Origin of the sequence: Pectobacterium artocarpous (assembly GCF_046159765.1) — a bacterium.
Classification (GTDB): domain Bacteria; phylum Pseudomonadota; class Gammaproteobacteria; order Enterobacterales; family Enterobacteriaceae; genus Pectobacterium.
The window spans coordinates 52328-70111 of the sequence record NZ_JBJXVK010000007.1 but is presented as its reverse complement, the minus strand read 5'-3'; the positions used below and the strand labels follow the sequence as shown (position 1 = coordinate 70111).

Below are 17784 nucleotides of genomic sequence, written 5' to 3'. Positions count from 1 at the left end.
AATTTGAACTAATTTCGAGTATTCGAAATTAATGACCAACCCGAATAGTGAATGTCAGAGTGAAGGTAAGGGGGAAATCCCATGATGCCCCGCGAGTGCCCAGTCTGCCCTGTTTTGGGGCACGCCGAGGCTGGACAAACGCGCTATTTCAGCACCTGACGTCTTTCTCAAGACAAGCTGCCCCTGAGACGATGTGAGTAACCTCAGTGGCGGATCATGATATGGCGCACAATGGTGTAATCTTCCAGACCGTACATCGACATATCCTTGCCGTAGCCGGACAGCTTTTGCCCGCCGTGTGGCATTTCGCTGACTAGCATGAAATGGGTGTTCACCCAGGTGCAGCCGTATTGTAGGCAGGCGGCCAGACGGTGCGCCCGACCAATATCATGCGTCCAGACTGACGAGGCCAATCCATAATTCGAGGCGTTCGCCCACCCAATCACCTGCGCCTCATCGTCGAATGGTGTAATAGAGATCACCGGGCCAAACACCTCTTTCTGTACGATTTCATCTTCCTGTTTCGCCCCCGCCAATACCGTAGGCTGGAAGTAGTATCCCTGCCCTTTCACCCGCTCGCCACCCGTCACCACCGTAATATGCGACAGCGCTTTGGCGCGTTCGACAAAACCGATAACGCGCTCAAGCTGCGGTTCGGTGATCAACGGTCCCAGTTCGGTTGTTTCATCCTGCGGATCGCCCATTTTCAGCGTCGCTACCGCTTTGCCTAATGCTTCCACAACCTCATCGTAGACCGCACGCTGCACATACAGCCGACAGGCTGCGGTACAGTCCTGACCCGCATTGTAGAATCCGAAACTGCGGATACCATCAACAACCTGATCGATATCCGCATCATCGAAAACAATCACTGGAGCCTTGCCACCCAGCTCCATATGCGTCCGTTTTACGCTCGCGGCGGTATGCGACAGAATATGCGCGCCGGTCGCAATCGAACCGGTCAGCGATACCATGTTCACTTTCTCATGCCCTGTCAGCGCATCGCCGATATCCGCCCCGCGCCCGAACAGGATATTCACCACGCCCGCAGGCAGGATCTCCGCCAGCAAATGCGCGAGATAGAATGTGGTCAGTGGGGTTTGCTCCGCCGGTTTCAGCACCACACAGTTTCCTGCGGCCAGCGCCGGAGCCAGCTTCCACGACGCCATCATCAGTGGATAATTCCACGGAGCGATAGAGGCTACAACCCCAACTGGATCGCGCCGGATCATGGACGTGTGCCCGTCGAGATACTCTCCTGCTGCTGAACCACTCAGGCAGCGCGCCGCACCGGCAAAAAAACGAAACACATCGGCGACCGCTGGCACTTCATCATTCAGCGCCGCATAATAGGGTTTACCGCAGTTCAGCGATTCAAGCTCGGCGAACGTCTCGGCGTTTTCTTCAATGGCATCGGCAATCTGTAGCAGCAGCGTCGCGCGCGTTTTCGGCGTAGTCTGTCTCCAGTGTGCAAAGGCAGACTCCGCAGCCAGAACGGCTGCATCAACCTGGTGCAGATCAGCCTGCGCAATGGCGGCGATTTGCTCTCCCGTTGCGGGATTGAATACTGGCAACGCTTCGCCTTTCCCCGCTACCAGCTTGCCTTCTATCAGTAATTTGTCATGCATACATTTTCCTTACAGAGAGAAACCGATCGTGTTCATCATCGCTATCTGCAAAATGTCTGTGCAAAAAACCTGCCACTTTATGTTTGATAACCCACAGGTTCCCTCACAGGCGATATCCCGCTAGGGCCTGTTGTCAGACGCTTTCTTCGTCTGCGTCGCGGCCTGTCGAGCCTCCTCCGCCAGCGCCTCAATTTCTTCTTCCGTCAGTTGATCTGACGCCTCATGCACCTTTGCCAGTCCTTCGCTGACCGTCACGTCTTTAGGATCGTCCTTCGTCGCCATCGTCATTCCTCTCAAAAAATAATACGTCAACAAAGATAAGTGTAGTCGACGGCGAAAATCCGCCAATCTGAAGAAGATTTAACTCTGCTTTCCCGTTCGTCATATGTGATAATAATTATCAATTACATCATATTTATTATTCAGGGCCTTGCCCCGTCGACGTCAGCGGACAGTGCCGCGCACTATGAGAGATCGCGCCGCGACAAGGGAAAGGGGTTCTGTTGCCGCAAAGGCGGCGGGAAGGTCACCTGACGGGACGTTGGCATGTCAGAGTCTGAACTCAGAATGCTGTTCAACCATTATGCAGAACGGTTAGAACGCTATCTCAATCATAAACTGCGTGACCCTCAGGCAGCGGCAGATCTGGTGCAAGAGAGTTTTTTACGGTTGGCGCAACGACTGGAACAGCAGGATGATGTAGACGACAAAAAAGCGTATCTCTATAAGACAGCAAATAATTTGCTGCTCGACCATGTTCGCCACCAGCAGCGCTGGCAGATGGCGACGTCTGTCGACGACGTGGAAGCGACGCTGGAATACCTGCCGGATGCCGCGCCTCAGCTCGATCAAACAGCCATCGCTCAACAGGAACTGGAACGTCTGGCAAACGTACTGGCGACGCTGCCAGAACGCACGCAACTGATATTTCATCTGCACCGATTTGAACGCATGACGCAGGCGCAAATTGCTCAGCAGTTGGAGGTTTCTCTTAGCACGGTTGAGAAACACCTTGCCATGACGCTGCATGCGATGATGACGAGTCGCTCCTCGTGAAGCGATCATTATCATGAAAAACATCGACCACCATGAAATAATCACAAATTATTTACGGGTTTATTGCCGTCAGACGTCTACTTATTTAGAGACCCTACCTACTCCAGGCCTACAACATGAACGACTACCCCCCTGAAATCCATCAGCAGGCAGCACGATGGGCCATACGTTTGGCCGAAGCGCCGCTGGACGATGAACAGGAGCTGACATTCCAGTGCTGGCTGGCACAGGATCCGCGCCATCGCCACGCATTGGAACAGGCTGAGAGGCTCTGGCATGGGCTCGGATCGCTCAGCGTCGAGCAGCGGCAGGTACTGCAACCACAGCCGCCAGCAACATTGCCCAGCCGACGCGTCAATCGTGCGACGCAGTGGAAAATTGCAGCCTTATTGCTGCTGGGTTTCAGTATCGGCACAACGTGGCTTTCCGACGGTATCCTTATACTGCACTCGGATTATCGTGCAGACCATCAGGTCAAACAGGTTACATTACCGGACGGCAGCCAGGTCGATATGGATGCGGGTAGCGCCATTGCTCTCGACTATTCACCACAAGAGCGGCGCGTCACGCTGCTGCAAGGCACCGTCTGGTTTACCGTCGCACCGACAAACACACAGGAAAAACGGCCTTTTCTGGTCGATGCCGCATCAGGTACAACACAGGCGCTGGGGACGCAGTTCATCGTGCAGAATTCATCACAGACAACAACCGTCGGCGTGGTGGAACACAGCGTTCAGGTGACGGCAAACGGGCAAACGCTACGGCTTGATGAGCAGCAGGCGGCACGCTATACAGAACAAGGGATGACTCGGCTTCTGGACTGGAATAGTCGCGCGCGCGGCGACTGGCGACGCGGCCTACTAATTTTTGATCAACAACCGCTGGCGAGCGTGATCGCCCGTATCAATCAATATCGAACGGGTACGATCGTCATTCCCAGTTCAACGTTGCGCCAGCGTCAGGTCAGTGGCATTTTTTCGTTGAATGAGCTGGATGGCGCGTTGCAAACCATCACTACCGAACTGGGTGCCAAAACGGTTTCACTACCCGGCGTCACCGTTCTGTACTGATCCCCTTATCGCCCATCCCTTTTCCACGCCTGCCATGCCGCCCAGGCGTGGCAATTTCTCATCAATTCCCGTTACATTCACAAGGGTGCAACGCATCGAAGAAAAAATTTTAAATATTTTTTTACGGGTTCTGTCATCTCAGCCGTCTTCATATTTAGGTAATGATTTTTATTATCATTTTCATTAATAAAAACAGAGCTAAGTATCCCTTTGTTTATTAATACCTATTAATGATTTAACGGATAGAAGATCAGGCGAAAAATGTTTAAAAAAACACAACAGCAACACAGCCGCTTGTTACAACTTAATCCACTTTCTCTTGCCGTCGGCATCGCGCTTTCGCTGCCTGGTGCATTCCATTCTGCGCAGGCAGAGACCCAGATAACCCGCGTTCAGGAAGCGGCTCGACAAAACGTCACCTTTTCTATCCGTTCGCAACCGCTGAGCAGCGCGTTGCTCCGCTTTGCTGAACAAGCCGGGTTACAGGTCTTTTTTACTGACATCAAACTGGAAAACATGCAGGCCACCGCGCTTCAGGGTCGTTTCGCGCCAGAGCAAGGACTGCGCCAGTTGATCGGTGCCAACCCGATCGATTTCCAGATCGGCAGCAATGGCGTGATTACCTTGCGACCTCGTTCAACCAACGTCGATATGGCAAAAATAGACGATGTGATGACGGTGCGCGCGTTCACCGTCGCTAATCCAGGTGACTGGATCTACGCACAACCGCGAGCCATCAGCGTCATCTCACGCGAGCAGATGGACAATCGCCCTGCCCGCCACGCCGCAGATATGCTCGAACAATCCGCTGGTGTTTACTCCAGCGTGAGCCAGCAGGACCCCGCACTCTCGGTGAATATTCGTGGCATACAGGATTACGGCCGCGTCAATATGAACATTGATGGTATGCGGCAGAATTTTCAGAAAAGCGGTCACGGGCAGCGCAATGGCCAGATGTATATCGATTCAGAACTGCTCTCTGGCGCCACGATTGAGAAAGGTGCCACGAGCGGCATGGGCGGCGCCGGGGCATTTGGTGGCATCGCCACGTTTCACACCGTCAGCGCCAGTGATTTTCTGGCTCCGGGGAAAGCGCTAGGAGGAAAACTGCATGCCAGCACGGGCGATAATGGAACGCATTTTATCGGCAGCGGAATTCTCGCGCTGGGTAACGAAAGCGGCGACATTCTGGTCGCCGCCAGCGAGCGCCATCTGGGCGATTACTGGCCGGGAAACAAAGGTAAAATCGGCGATATTCGCACCGCATCGGGAAGCGATGAGAACACGCTTCGCGCCAGCGATTCGCTGAAACATGGCAAAGTGACTGACTCAGGCCACACGATGCGCTCCCGGCTGGCTAAAGTAGGCTGGAATCTTCCCGCCAACCAACGTATCCAGTTCAGTTATTTGCAGACGCAGACAGACACGCCCAATCCCAGCATGTTAACGAACACCACGTTTCCCGAACTGGGTTGGGAAAAAAGCGGGTTTAGCAACATCATGTCGCGTAGCAGCGCGCTGGATTACCACCTGAACCCGGACGATCGCGATTGGCTTGATTTTAGCGCCAAGCTCTATTATGTCGACACGACAGATAAATCAGACACTTACAGTACCAGCGTCATCGATAATAGCTATTGGACGCGCAGCCGCATGCGCACTTATGGCGTGCAAGCACAGAATACCTCACGCTTCAGTTTACCCGCACGGCATGAGCTAAGCGCCAACTATGGCCTTGACGTTTTCTACGATAAGGCCAGTAGTGAATCCACACGTGAATCTATGGCAGGCGTCACGCCAGATGGCAATCGTTCCCTCGCCAGCCTGTTTGCCAACCTGACCTACGGCTATGATGATTTCCTCACGTTACAAGGCGGCCTGCGTTATGACCGCTATCGGCTGCGTGGTACAACGGGCATGGAGATCACCGAGTTCCCGTATACGGTGGATAGCCCCTGTACGGCAAATCGTCTCACACTCTGCCCGACCGTCAGAAACACTCACTTCTGGAAGGTAGATAGCGAAACCGGAAAGCTCTCTCCCACCGCAGCTATTGCCGTTAAGCCGGGAATAGACTGGCTGGAACTGTTCAGCAATTATGGGAAATCATGGCGCCCCCCCGCCATTACGGAAACATTGACCACCGGCAGTGCGCACTCTTCATCAACGCAATATCCCAACCCCTATTTGGGGTCGGAACGGTCAACCGCGTGGGAAACAGGGTTCAATATTAAGGCCAGTGAGCTGCTTACAGAATCCGATCGTCTGGTTGCCAAGGTGGCATATTTCGATACCAAGATAAGCAACTACATCAATATGGAGATCGGGCGAGTTAAACCCGGTGTCTACACTGGCGCAGGTTCTGGTAACGCAGCCTATGTCAATAATCTGGCAAAAACCCGTTTCCGCGGCATTGAATATCAATTGAATTACGACACAGGCCGATTTTATGCCGATCTGACCTACACCCGAATGATTGGCAAAAATGACTTTTGCTCAAACACGGCCTGGCTTGGCGGCGTTGTCATACGCGAAGGCGGACGAAATAATTACTACGCCACGCCCTATGATGACGTGAACAACTACGTGCAATGCAACTACAGCACCGTTTTTAGCTCGTCATCCTATATGCCGAGCGATCGGGGCAGTCTCACGATTGGCGCCAGAGCATTTGATCGTAAATTAGATGTCGGCACGGTGATTCGCTACAACCGAGGCTATCAGGATCGCTCGGCGGTGAATCAGGCGGGAGGTACTGGCAATTTCTACGTCGCCGACTGGCCCAAATATACCCTATTCGATCTCTACGCCAGCTATCAAATCACGAGTAATTTAAAGGTCAGCGGGGCGATAGAAAACGTCACTAATCGTGCGTACATCGTTAGCTATGGCGATTCTATTTCATACACACTGGGGAGAGGAAGAACCATCCAGGGCGGAATTGAATATCGCTTTTAAACATTCTTCGCAGGGACTGCCTGCGTGTGAATCAACCGAGAATCATCACGATACGCGGTTTGTCAGAGGAGGTACAAAACACCTCCGTTTATCAGATAGAGTATTAATGAGGAATAAAACATGAGTTTAAGTATTCAGTATGACACCGAGTTTTCCAGTTATTCTATCTCCCAGTATCTGACCGAGTGGTCCTCTTTATTCGGCGATGCTAACCACACCAACGGTAACGTTACCGACAGCAACTCAGGAGGTTTCTACGGTGGCACCTCTTGGAATAACGGGACACAATACTCTCTGGTCAGCCCGAATAACGACACCTCCGCCTTCGTTGCCGAAGGCAACCTGACGTATCAATTCTCTAACCACGTTCTGTACGGCCAACTGGATTCACTGACCTTTGGCGACGGTCTGAGCGGCGGCACCAGCACTGAATACGCCATTCAAGAACCCCAGGTTACCTTTAGCGGTCTGGATCTCTCCAGCACCGTGGATAGCGGCAGTGAAGGCGTGGTGCATGAAGTGGTTTACGGTCTGATGAGCGGTGAGGTTCAGCCGCTGTTGGATGCGCTGACCAATGTCGGCATCGACATCAACGCGAGCCTGGATAGCCTGAGCTTCGCGACAGCAACGTCCGATGCGGCGCTGTCAGCCGACACGGTAGTTGACGTCGTTGGCGTCGCCGAAACCGCCGATCTGCTGGCGGCATAAGAAAACGGCTAAAAGATGACGCTTTTAGCCGTTTGAGTGAACACCGTCGCGGTACGGAGAGAGTAGTGATACTCGTCATCCTTCGCGTTGCAGGGATGCAGCGTGAAGCATGATGGGCACGGCACCGCGGCGGTCTATTGAGTGTAATAACCGTTGGCAAACCACGTCAATAGCGGTACGGCTAACCGCTTTTCCACCTTGTGGGTACACCACGGTGAGAACGATGGCACTTTATTGCAGAAGGAACATCCCATGCCCGCATCCCATCCGGCTTCATCAGGCAGGGAAATTATCGACGCGCTGGCCGCCTACCGTCAGGGATTTTGGGGAATTGGCCTGTTCAGCGCCGTCATCAACCTGCTGATGCTGGCACCGGCGATTTATATGCTCCAGGTTTATGACCGCGTATTGCCTTCCAGCAGCACCATGACGCTGGCAATGCTGACGCTCATTATGCTGGGCCTGTTTTTATTGATGGGATTACTGGAATGGATACGTAGCGCCGTGGTGATCCGCCTCGGTACGCAGATGGATATGCGCCTGAATCAGCGCATCTACAATGCGGCATTTGAAAGCAATCTCAGAAACGGCACGGCGGGAGCCGGGCAAGCCTTAAACGATCTGACCGCCCTGCGCCAGTTCGCCACCGGGAATGCGCTGTTCGCCTTCTTTGATGCGCCGTGGTTTCCGGTTTATCTGCTGGTGATCTTCTTACTTCATCCCTGGCTGGGCGTTATGGCGCTGGTAGGGGCGATCATACTGATTGTGCTGGCCTTGCTGAATCAAAAACTCACACGCGAGCCTTTGGCCTTAGCCGCAAAAAATACCGTTCAGGCGACACAGCAGGCTAACGCTAACCTGCGCAACGCCGATGCGATCGAAGCCATGGGTATGCTCCCCGCCATGCGTGAACGCTGGCTGACGCAGCATAAAGCGTTCCTCTATTATCAGAACGTAGCCAGCGAAAAAAGTGCCAACATTACCTCGCTGACAAAGAGTACCCGACTGGCGCTTCAGTCGCTGATGCTGGGTCTGGGCGCGTTGCTGGCCGTCAACGGGGATATTACACCCGGCATGATGATCGCAGGTTCCATACTGGTGAGCCGCGTGCTCAGTCCGATCGATCAGATCATTGGCGTCTGGAAACAGTGGATGCAGGCGCGTCTCGCTTGGCAACGGGTCAATCTCTTGCTTGATAATCACCCGGAACGTCCCGCTGGCATGGCGCTGCCTGCACCAGAAGGTAAACTTCAGGTGGAACAGCTCAGCGCTAACGCCCCTAACACGCGAACTCCCATACTCACCAACATCACGTTCGAACTGGCTCCCGGCGATGTGCTCGGCGTGCTGGGTCCTTCTGGTTCAGGTAAATCCACCCTCGCCCGTCTGTTGGTTGCCGCCATGCCCGCTCTCGGCGGCAAAGTCAGGCTGGACGGCGCAGACATGCACCAGTGGGACAAAGGCGATTTGGGCCGCTTCGTCGGCTATCTGCCGCAGGATGTTCAGCTTTTCAGCGGGACGATTGCCGAAAACATCGCCCGCTTCACTCAGCCGGATGCAGAAAAGATCGTTGCTGCCGCCGTCACGGCAGGCGTACACGAAATGATTCTGCGACTGCCGCAGGGCTACGATACACAACTGGGTGAAGGTGGTGCCGGGCTGTCCGGTGGTCAAAAACAGCGTGTCGCACTTGCCAGAGCCATTTATAACCAGCCGCGTCTGATTGTGATGGACGAGCCCAATGCCAGCCTGGATGACGACGGCGAGAAAGCCTTATTGGCCGCGATTGCCGCCCAGCAGGAAGCCAAAAGTACGCAGGTACTGATCACACATAAGCCCGCCCTGCTGTCCTGCGCCAATAAGCTGTTAGTCCTGTGCGCCGGGCAGATTCAGTATTTCGGCGCAACAGAACAGGTACTGAAAGAACTACAGCGCGCCAAGCCCGCCAATGCTTCTCTGACCAAACCGATGACGAAGCCCACCAGCGCCAAACCTGTACCGGTTAACACAGTTGACGCCGCAATTGCCTTTACCCCAAAAGTGCCCGGTTCCTCCGCGCTGAGTATGGTGTACAGCGCGCCGATGCCGCCTCGTGCCGCACTGGATAAATGAGGGGTTAGCGCATTGATAACGAACGCCTGCCGTCAGAAAAGCATCATGGAAAGAAGAGGATAATCATGTCCGCGTTACGCGAGGTCACATCACAGCCAACCGCCCCTCTGCCTCGAGTGGAGGATAACGTTGCGGCGATGCCGTTACATACCGATGCTAGTCGCTATTTGAAGCATGGACTCTGGCTGATTCTGTTCGGCTTTGGTGGTCTACTGCTGTGGGCGGGCATGGCGCCATTAGATAAAGGGGTCGCGGTGTCCGGTCGAGTCGTTGTCGCGGATAACCGAAAGGTTGTACAGCCCGTTAGCAGTGGACGCATCGCTTCCCTCAACGTGCGGGATGGTGACCGCGTGCAGGCCGGACAAATTCTTGCCACGCTGGATCAAACACCTGCTCAGGCACAGCGTGATAACCTGGCAACGCAGCTTCAGGAAGCGCACGCAGGCGAAGCGCGCCTGCTGGCGGAACGCGACGATCTCAGTACGCTCTCCTTCCCTGCCTCCACCGTGCCACCCAGCACCGTCACGCAGCAGATCCAGATAGCCCACCAGCAGCTCTTCATCAGCCGTCGTGCGGCGCTGCAACAGGAACGTGCCGCGATGCAGGCCGCCATTATCGGGGTAAAAGCGCAGTCTCAGGGTTCACAGGCGCTGCTTGCCAGTAGCCAAACGCAATTCCAGATTATTAATGAGCAACTACGCGGGCTGCGTCCGCTGGCGCAGGAAGGCTATATCGCCCGTAACCGCCTGCTGGACGTCGAACGGCAGGCTGCCCAACTGGCGGGCGCAATTGCGCAGGAACGGAATAATCAGGTACAGCTTCAGCAGCAGGTCGCCGAGCTGGAGCAAAATATTCAGCAACGCCAGAACGAATACCAAAAAGAGGTACGCGCCCAGCTCGCCGATATCCAGCGCTCCATTCAGGATCTCACCCAGCGGCTGAAAACGGCGGAATATGAGCTTCAGCACACGCATATTCGCGCACCCGCCAGCGGCACAGTGGTCGGGCTGGCGCTGCATACCGAAGGCGGCGTAGTGAATAGCGGACAGATACTGATGGAGATCGTTCCCGATGGGCAACCGTTATTAATTGACGCACAGCTGCCTATTGAACTGGTGGACAGAGTCAATAACGGGTTGCCGGTCGAACTGCTGTTTTCTGCGTTCAACCAAAGCACCACACCGCGTATTTCCGGCGTCGTCGCACTCATCGGCGCCGATCAACTCGTCGATCAACAAACAGGAAAACCCTATTACGCACTGCGTATTCAGGTTGATGGACAGGGTAAACAACCGCTGTCTGGGCTCGACGTCCGCCCCGGCATGCCGGTGGAAGCCTTTATCCGTACCGGTGAACGCTCTCTGCTCAATTACCTGTTCAAACCGCTTTCCGATCGCCTGCATCTGGCGCTGACCGAGGAGTAAGCATGCTGCGCCTTTCATCCGTTTATCGCGCGGCGACCTGTGCCGTCGCGTTTTTTCTCGCGCTGGCCTACAGCATACCGGGCCAGGCTCTGGGTTTAATGGAAGCCTGGCAGCAGGCGCTGACGCACGATCCGACCTTTCAGGCCGCCGTACACGCGCGTAACGCCGATAGCGAAGAGAAGAACATCGGACGTGCGGGGTTGCTGCCAAAAGTCACCTATGACTATAGCCAGTCCCGCAACGATTCCACAGTGACCGCAGGTGGCCAACAAACGAATCGAGATTACACCAGCCACGCCTCCAGTTTTTCTCTACAACAACCGCTGATCGACTACGCGGCATGGTCACGCTATCAGCAGGGCGAAGCTAGCGCCGTGCTGGCAGACGAACAACTGCGCGATGCCAGCCAGCAACTGCTCGTGCGTCTGTTCCAGGCCTACACCAATGTACTGTTTAGCCGTGAGCAGATCGCCTTGGTTCAGGCACAACAGCGCGCATATCGCGAGCAATATCAGCTGAATCAACGCCTCTTCCAGCAGGGAGAAGGCACGCGCACCGATATGCTGGAAACCGAAGCGCGCGTCAACCTGACGGAAGCACAGCTTATTGAGGCACAGGACAACCTTGATATCAGCCTGCGCGAACTGGAAACGCTGTTGGGGATACCCGTTGGCGTAGAGCAGCTCGCGGCGTTAACGCCACGCTTTACGCCGCAGCCGCTTCAGCCTGCGAGCTATCAGCACTGGCAATCTCTGGCGCTCCGCCACAACGCGCAGCTATTGGCGCTAAACCAATCGCTGGCCGTGGCGAAATACGGTATTGAGCGTAACCGGGCGGGTCACCTGCCACAGGTCACGCTGGTCGCCAGCACGCGCAACACGCAGTCAGACACCGAAAATAGCTACAACCAGAAATACGACACGCGATCGATTGGTATCCGCGTCAGCGTGCCGATCTTTGCTGGCGGCGGCGTCTCGGCGGCAACGCGTCAGGCAAAGGAGCGCTATCAGCAAACCGCGCGAGAAAAAGATGAACAGACGGCGACAATCCAGACGGAACTGCGCCGTCAGTTTAATTTGGTCACCAGCAGTCAGGCGAAAATCCGCGCCTATGAACTGGCAGAAAAGTCGGCGCTGGCGCTCGTCACCGCCACACAGAAAAGCGTTCAGGGCGGGGAGCGCGTAAATCTTGACGTGCTAAATGCCGAACAGCAGCTCTACGGCGCACGGCGCGATCTGACCGAAGCGCGTTATACCTGGCTGACAGCCTGGCTACAGTTGCGTTACTACGCCGGTACGCTCGACGAACAAACGCTACGTCAGTTAGCGGCCTATTTCGTGCATACGTAAAGGTGAACGATAACGATATATTCTTATCATTTATAAAATATTTATATTAATAACCAATTGCGCTACAAATTTGATAGCGTATTCAGATATGCACCATCGCTAACCCTATTTCGTGGACATCAATTGACTTTTGCGACGAATGCGCTGTTAATTTTTTCGTTTTCAAACTAATCATTTAAAAACAACACAATACCGAGAATGATTACTTTATAATTAATTTTTTATTTCTAATAAGGCATGATTACCTCAATAAAATTAACCAGAAATAAAAAATAACACAAACAAAAACCAACAAGACAAGAACACACAGTTAATCACTCATCAATAAAAACAAACAAATTAATAACAAAGAGAGTAAAAAACAGCACCACCCCACATTAATAAATTAAATTTACATTTAAATAACTAAATAAATCACAAAGACATAATTATTGCGAGCGAGATCTTTTATTTTCAGGAAAGAAGACAAAGATAAAAATTATTAGATTTAGATCAAGAAAACAAATAACAACCCGTCCATATAGTACCCACAGTAAAAACTCACTTATTTTAATTCTAACTAATCATTTCATCTTATAAAGCAATGCAATGGGGCTACTATGGATTTCATCATTCAATTAGTCATTGTCCTGATCTGCCTTTTTTACGGGGCAAGAAAAGGCGGGATCGCGCTGGGTTTATTAGGCGGGATTGGACTTGTTATTCTGGTCTTTATTTTTAAACTGCAACCAGGTAAACCACCTGTTGATGTCATGCTGGTCATTATTGCCGTGGTGGCCGCATCGGCAACGCTTCAGGCATCCGGCGGGCTGGATGTCATGCTGCAAATCGCGGAACGTATGCTACGGCGTAACCCGAAATACGTTTCGATTATTGCGCCGTTCGTCACTTGTATTCTGACGATCCTGTGCGGTACAGGCCATGTGGTATATACCATTCTGCCGATTATTTATGATGTCGCCATCAAGAATAATATCCGCCCTGAAAGACCGATGGCAGCCAGTTCCATCGGTGCACAGATGGGGATTATCGCCAGTCCAGTCTCTGTTGCGGTAGTGTCTCTGGTCGCCATGCTGGCTAATTTCACCTTCCAGGGCAAACATTTGGGATTCCTCGACCTGCTGTCCATCACCATTCCTTCGACTCTGTTGGGTATTCTGGCGATTGGGATTTTCAGTTGGTTCCGCGGCAAGGAACTGGACAAGGATGAAGATTTCCAGAAATTCATCGCCGAACCTGAAAACAAGCAGTATGTGTATGGTGATACCGCCACATTGCTGGACAGAAAACTGCCACGCAGTAACTGGGTCGCCATGTGGATCTTTCTGGCAACCATCGCGGCGGTAGCGATTCTGGGTGCCGTTGAAGGGCTACGTCCAGCCTTTGGCGGGAAGCCGCTGTCGATGGTGCTCGTTATTCAGATGTTTATGCTGCTTTCTGGTGCCGTCATCATCATTGCGACCAAAACCAATCCGTCATCGATCTCGAAGAATGAAGTGTTCCGTTCAGGGATGATTGCCATCGTCGCGGTATACGGTATCGCCTGGATGGCGGAAACCATGTTCGGCGCGCATCTGGAAGAGATCAAAGCGACGCTGGGTTCGTGGGTGAAAGTTTATCCCTGGGCTTACGCGATTATCCTGCTGATTGTATCGAAGTTCGTAAACTCGCAGGCAGCGGCGCTGGCGGCCATTGTCCCCGTCGCGCTGGCTATCGGCGTGGATCCGGCGTACATCGTGGCATCCGCACCAGCCTGCTATGGTTACTACATTCTGCCGACCTACCCAAGCGATCTGGCGGCCATCCAATTTGATCGTTCCGGCACCACCAAGATTGGCCGTTTCGTTATCAACCACAGCTTCATCCTGCCAGGACTCATTGGCGTAACCACATCCTGTATCTTTGGCTGGGTGTTCGCCGCCATGTACGGCTTCCTGTAATCTTCCGAAAAACCGCCCAGCAATGGGCGGCTAGGCGACTGACAAAAACCGTGGGGCGGTGATAATGGATAGATCGTAAAGACGCTATAAATACATCCCTGTACGCTCGGATTGTGCCATCCCTGGCACAAACGCTTTACTCTTCTATTCCATTATCACCGTTTTCATTCTGTAAATAGAGTTATCTACAATATCGCCGTCCAGCAATGGGCGGCTTTCATTTCTGTTGCCAGATACGAACGCAGGCCTGCGCCAGCGCGCGTGTCGGATCGATACTGATGCCCCGCCAGCGTGACGACACGGCGTCCAGTGCAGGCGGGACTTCCGTGCAGGCCAGCACCAGACGTTCGGCTCCCCGTTCCACCAGCTGTACCGCTAACTGATCCAGCAACCGTCCACCGTGCTGTAATTCTCCACGTTTTACCGCATAGCACCCCGGCACGAAGAGCGTTGTCATTTCCTGTTCGTTCGGCACCACGGTTTCCGCACCTAACTGCGTGGCAAAACGCTGCTGGTACCATCCGGCATTGAGCGTCCCGTGAGTCGCAATCAGCCCGATTTTACGCGGTGATGCCTTTGCCTTATCTGCCTGTGTCAGCGCGTGCAGCGTGGCATCGGCAATATGCAGCAGCGGTGCATCACTTGCTTCCGTCAACGCGTCAAACCAATGGTGCGCCGTATTGCATGGCACCACAATGTGGCTGACCGACAGGCGATTAAGCTGCCGGATAGCATGCAACAGCGTCGGCAGCGGCGATTCACCAGTACCTGCCAGCGCCTGTTGGCGATCGGGAATCTGCGGTACGTTCCAGGCCACCACCGGCACATGATCCTGATCGCGACTGGCGGGCGTTTCTTCAACAATTTTATGCAACAGATCGACCGTCGCCAGCGGCCCCATCCCGCCCAGCACGCCAATCAGCGGTGTACTCATTGCGCGGCCGTTTGTTCGAACAGTTGACGATAGCCAAACAACCCCGCCGAACCGCCGGTATGGATGAAAACAATGTTTTCATCGGCGCGAAAATGCCCTTGGCGAATCAGATCGATCAGCCCCGCCATTCCTTTGCCGGAATAGACCGGATCGAGCAAAATTCCTTCCAACTGTGCCAATAGCCTGAGCGCCTCCAGCGTTCCTTCGGTTGGAATACCGTACCCTTTGCCGACATAGTCGCTGTTCACCTGCACCGCGCTGCGCAGCAGTTCGCCCGGAATCCCCAGCAGTTGCCAGGTACGCTGTACTAACGCGTAAACATTCTCTTCCTGCTTCGCTTTCGGTGCTCTGACGCTGATGCCTAATAGTGGGATCTGGCTGTTCGTCGCCACCAGCCCGGTCACCAATCCAGCCTGCGTGCCGGTGCTGCCCGTCGCGTGGACAATATGATCGATACGCAGACGCTGCTGGCTGGACTGAAATAACAGCTCTTCCGCACAGGCAGCATAGCCCAACGCGCCTACCGGGCTGGAGCCGCCGCCGGGGATGACATAAGGCTTCAATCCTTCTTTGCGCAGTGATTCTGCTAACGTTTCCATCGCCTGCTGCATATCCGTACCCGCAGGCAGATGATCGATAATTTCACCGCCAAGCAGGTTATCCAGCAGCACGTTACCGGAACGCTGATAATCTTCACCGTAGTCCTCCACGCGCTTTTCCAGCAGTACCTTGGTTTTCAGCCCCAGCTTTGCCGCCGCCGCAATAGTTTGTCGCACATGGTTAGACTGCGTCGCGCCCTGCGTGATGATGACATCCGCGCCCTGCTGCTGCGCATCCGCAAGCAGGAACTCCAGCTTGCGGGTTTTATTGCCGCCGGTCGCCAACCCTGTGGCGTCGTCACGTTTGATGTAAATCGTCGGCCCACCCAGATAGGCGGACAGGTTCGGTAACGCCTCCAGCGGCGTGGGAAAATGGCCCAGTGATAAACGGGGGAATCGGGCAAGGTGCATAATATTCTCCTGAAATACGAATTACAGATTGAGGTGACGACGCGCTTCTTCACGAACGCGATGTAAAATACGCTGCTTCAGTGCGGCGTAGTCAGGATGCTGTGCCAAGGTTTCAATTTCTCTCTCGCGACCAAACGGCAGCGGGATCGTCTCCGCAATACGACCGGGACGTGCGGACATCACCAGTACCCGGTCGGCTAAAAACAGCGCTTCGTCCACGTCATGCGTGACAAATAACAGCGTGGTGCCGGTTTTCTGCCAGGCAGATAGCAGCAGTTCCTGCATCATCAAACGGGTTTGGGCATCCAACGCACCAAACGGTTCGTCCATCAGCAGCACCTCGGGGTTCGGCAGCCAGGCGCGCGCCAGTGCCACCCGCTGTTTCATCCCACCAGAGAGCTGCCAGGGATAGTGCTGCTGGAACCCTTCCAGCCCAACCAAGGCAAGATAGTTTTCCGCGTCACGCTGAAGCTGGGCTTTATTCGCGCCCTGCATTCGTGGGCCAAACGTCACGTTTTCCAGCACGGTGAGCCACGGGAATAAATTGGCCTGCTGAAATACCATGCCGCGCGAGGGCCCCGGACGACGAACAGGCTCCCCACCGCACAGCACGCGCCCCTTATCGGCGGATTCAAAACCAGCAATCATGTTGAGAATGGTCGATTTGCCGCAGCCGGAAGGGCCCAGCAACACCACAAATTCGCCTTTAGCAATCTGGAGAGAAACGTCATCCAGCACCGTTAGAGAACCGGTTTTTGACGGAAATGTGAGGCTCACGCGCTCAACGACAATGTGTGGCGCATCAGGCTGAGAATGTTCGGTCATGATGATTTTCCCGCCCACGGCACGAAGACTCGCTGTGCGCCGACCAACAGCAGATCGAGCACATAGCCAATGCCGCCTAATAATAAGATGCCCAACATCACAATATCGGTACGCAGGTAGGCGCTGGCATTCATCACCATCCAGCCGATGCCCGAGGTGGCAGCGACCATTTCCGCCGCAATCAGGGATGTCCAACCGATACCAATAGCCAGTCGCACCGTGGTAAACAGCTCCGGCAGCGTATCGGGCAACACGACATGGAAAAAAATCTGTCGACGGCTGGCTCCGAGCGTTTGTGCGACACGGATACGGGAACGTTCCACGCGCTCAACGGCGGCACAGGCACCAACCACGACGCTGAGAAAAGTCGCGATAAAGATCAGGAAGAATTTGGATGCCTCACCAATTCCCAGCCAGACTACCGCCAGCGGGATGAGTGCGATTTTAGGCAACGGCCGTAGAAACTGAACGAAAGGATTAAAAACGGCAGCAATCGGAGGCGATAACCCCATCAACAGGCCAAGCGGGACACCAAGGATAATCGCGACGCTGAAGGCGCTCAGCGCCCGAGCGACACTGACGGCAATATGTTCCCACAGCGACACCTGCCGATAGCCGTCCTGCGCCAGCTCTCCGGCGGTCAAGATGATATCCGACAGCGGCGGTAGCAGCAGCGGATCCACCCACTGCTGCGCCCCCGCCCACTGCCACAAGGCGAGCACCACCGCCACGGACGTGATGCTCAATAACACATAAGACGTTCTTTTCAC

Annotated in this window: 14 protein-coding genes; 8 read left to right on the top strand and 6 right to left on the bottom strand. The window is 54.2% G+C overall.

Annotated elements, in window-relative coordinates:
- Positions 1-203 precede the first annotated feature (203 nt).
- Positions 204-1628, bottom strand: coding sequence for an aminobutyraldehyde dehydrogenase (gene patD, locus ACKQAD_RS06335; protein ID WP_409159370.1), 1425 nt, complete (start codon positions 1626-1628; stop codon positions 204-206).
- Between the two features lie 120 nt (positions 1629-1748).
- The gene (locus tag ACKQAD_RS06330) at positions 1749-1910 is read right to left on the bottom strand and encodes a hypothetical protein (protein WP_225087537.1); all 162 of its coding nucleotides are present in this window, start codon (positions 1908-1910) and stop codon (positions 1749-1751) included.
- 264 nt (positions 1911-2174) lie between these two features.
- On the opposite strand from ACKQAD_RS06330, the gene ACKQAD_RS06325 reads away from it, so the two are divergent.
- From ACKQAD_RS06325 to ACKQAD_RS06290, 8 genes are all read left to right on the top strand, one after another.
- Entirely contained in the window at positions 2175-2684 is a 510-nt protein-coding gene (locus ACKQAD_RS06325) for an RNA polymerase sigma factor (RefSeq protein WP_409159369.1), read from the top strand.
- Between the two features lie 116 nt (positions 2685-2800).
- Complete coding sequence (locus ACKQAD_RS06320) at positions 2801-3754, top strand: FecR family protein (RefSeq protein WP_409159368.1); 954 nt, start codon at positions 2801-2803, stop codon at positions 3752-3754.
- Between the two features lie 261 nt (positions 3755-4015).
- A complete protein-coding gene (locus tag ACKQAD_RS06315; RefSeq protein WP_409159367.1) occupies positions 4016-6712 on the top strand; it encodes a TonB-dependent receptor in 2697 nt (898 codons plus the stop codon).
- A gap of 120 nt (positions 6713-6832) precedes the next feature.
- Positions 6833-7420, top strand: a complete 588-nt coding sequence (locus ACKQAD_RS06310) for a heme acquisition protein HasA (RefSeq protein ID WP_409159366.1) — start codon at positions 6833-6835, stop codon at positions 7418-7420.
- Between the two features lie 252 nt (positions 7421-7672).
- The gene (locus ACKQAD_RS06305; RefSeq protein WP_409159365.1) at positions 7673-9532 is read left to right on the top strand and encodes a type I secretion system permease/ATPase; all 1860 of its coding nucleotides are present in this window, start codon (positions 7673-7675) and stop codon (positions 9530-9532) included.
- A 65-nt stretch (positions 9533-9597) separates the two neighbouring features.
- A complete protein-coding gene (locus ACKQAD_RS06300) occupies positions 9598-10956 on the top strand; it encodes an HlyD family type I secretion periplasmic adaptor subunit (protein ID WP_409159364.1) in 1359 nt (452 codons plus the stop codon).
- 2 nt (positions 10957-10958) lie between these two features.
- Complete coding sequence (locus tag ACKQAD_RS06295) at positions 10959-12305, top strand: TolC family outer membrane protein (protein WP_409159363.1); 1347 nt, start codon at positions 10959-10961, stop codon at positions 12303-12305.
- A 599-nt stretch (positions 12306-12904) separates the two neighbouring features.
- Positions 12905-14245 (top strand): anaerobic C4-dicarboxylate transporter, encoded by a 1341-nt coding sequence (locus tag ACKQAD_RS06290; protein ID WP_409159362.1) that lies wholly within the window; start codon positions 12905-12907, stop codon positions 14243-14245.
- A 217-nt stretch (positions 14246-14462) separates the two neighbouring features.
- Here the strand turns inward: ACKQAD_RS06290 and cuyB are convergent, their stop codons facing one another.
- Genes cuyB through ACKQAD_RS06270 form a run of 4 tightly spaced genes read right to left on the bottom strand, consistent with a single transcriptional unit; the run spans position 14463 to position 17784 of the window.
- Positions 14463-15179, bottom strand: coding sequence for a cysteate racemase (gene cuyB / locus ACKQAD_RS06285; protein WP_409159361.1), 717 nt, complete (start codon positions 15177-15179; stop codon positions 14463-14465).
- Positions 15176-16189 carry a D-cysteate sulfo-lyase gene (gene cuyA, locus ACKQAD_RS06280; protein ID WP_409159360.1) on the bottom strand — a complete coding sequence of 338 codons (1014 nt, stop codon included), beginning with the start codon at positions 16187-16189 and terminating at the stop codon, positions 15176-15178. The genes cuyB and cuyA overlap by 4 nt, the downstream gene beginning before the upstream one ends.
- A 21-nt stretch (positions 16190-16210) precedes the next feature.
- A complete protein-coding gene (locus tag ACKQAD_RS06275) occupies positions 16211-17014 on the bottom strand; it encodes an ABC transporter ATP-binding protein (RefSeq protein WP_409159359.1) in 804 nt (267 codons plus the stop codon).
- Positions 17011-17784 carry an ABC transporter permease gene (locus tag ACKQAD_RS06270; RefSeq protein WP_409159358.1) on the bottom strand — a complete coding sequence of 258 codons (774 nt, stop codon included), beginning with the start codon at positions 17782-17784 and terminating at the stop codon, positions 17011-17013. The genes ACKQAD_RS06275 and ACKQAD_RS06270 overlap by 4 nt, the downstream gene beginning before the upstream one ends.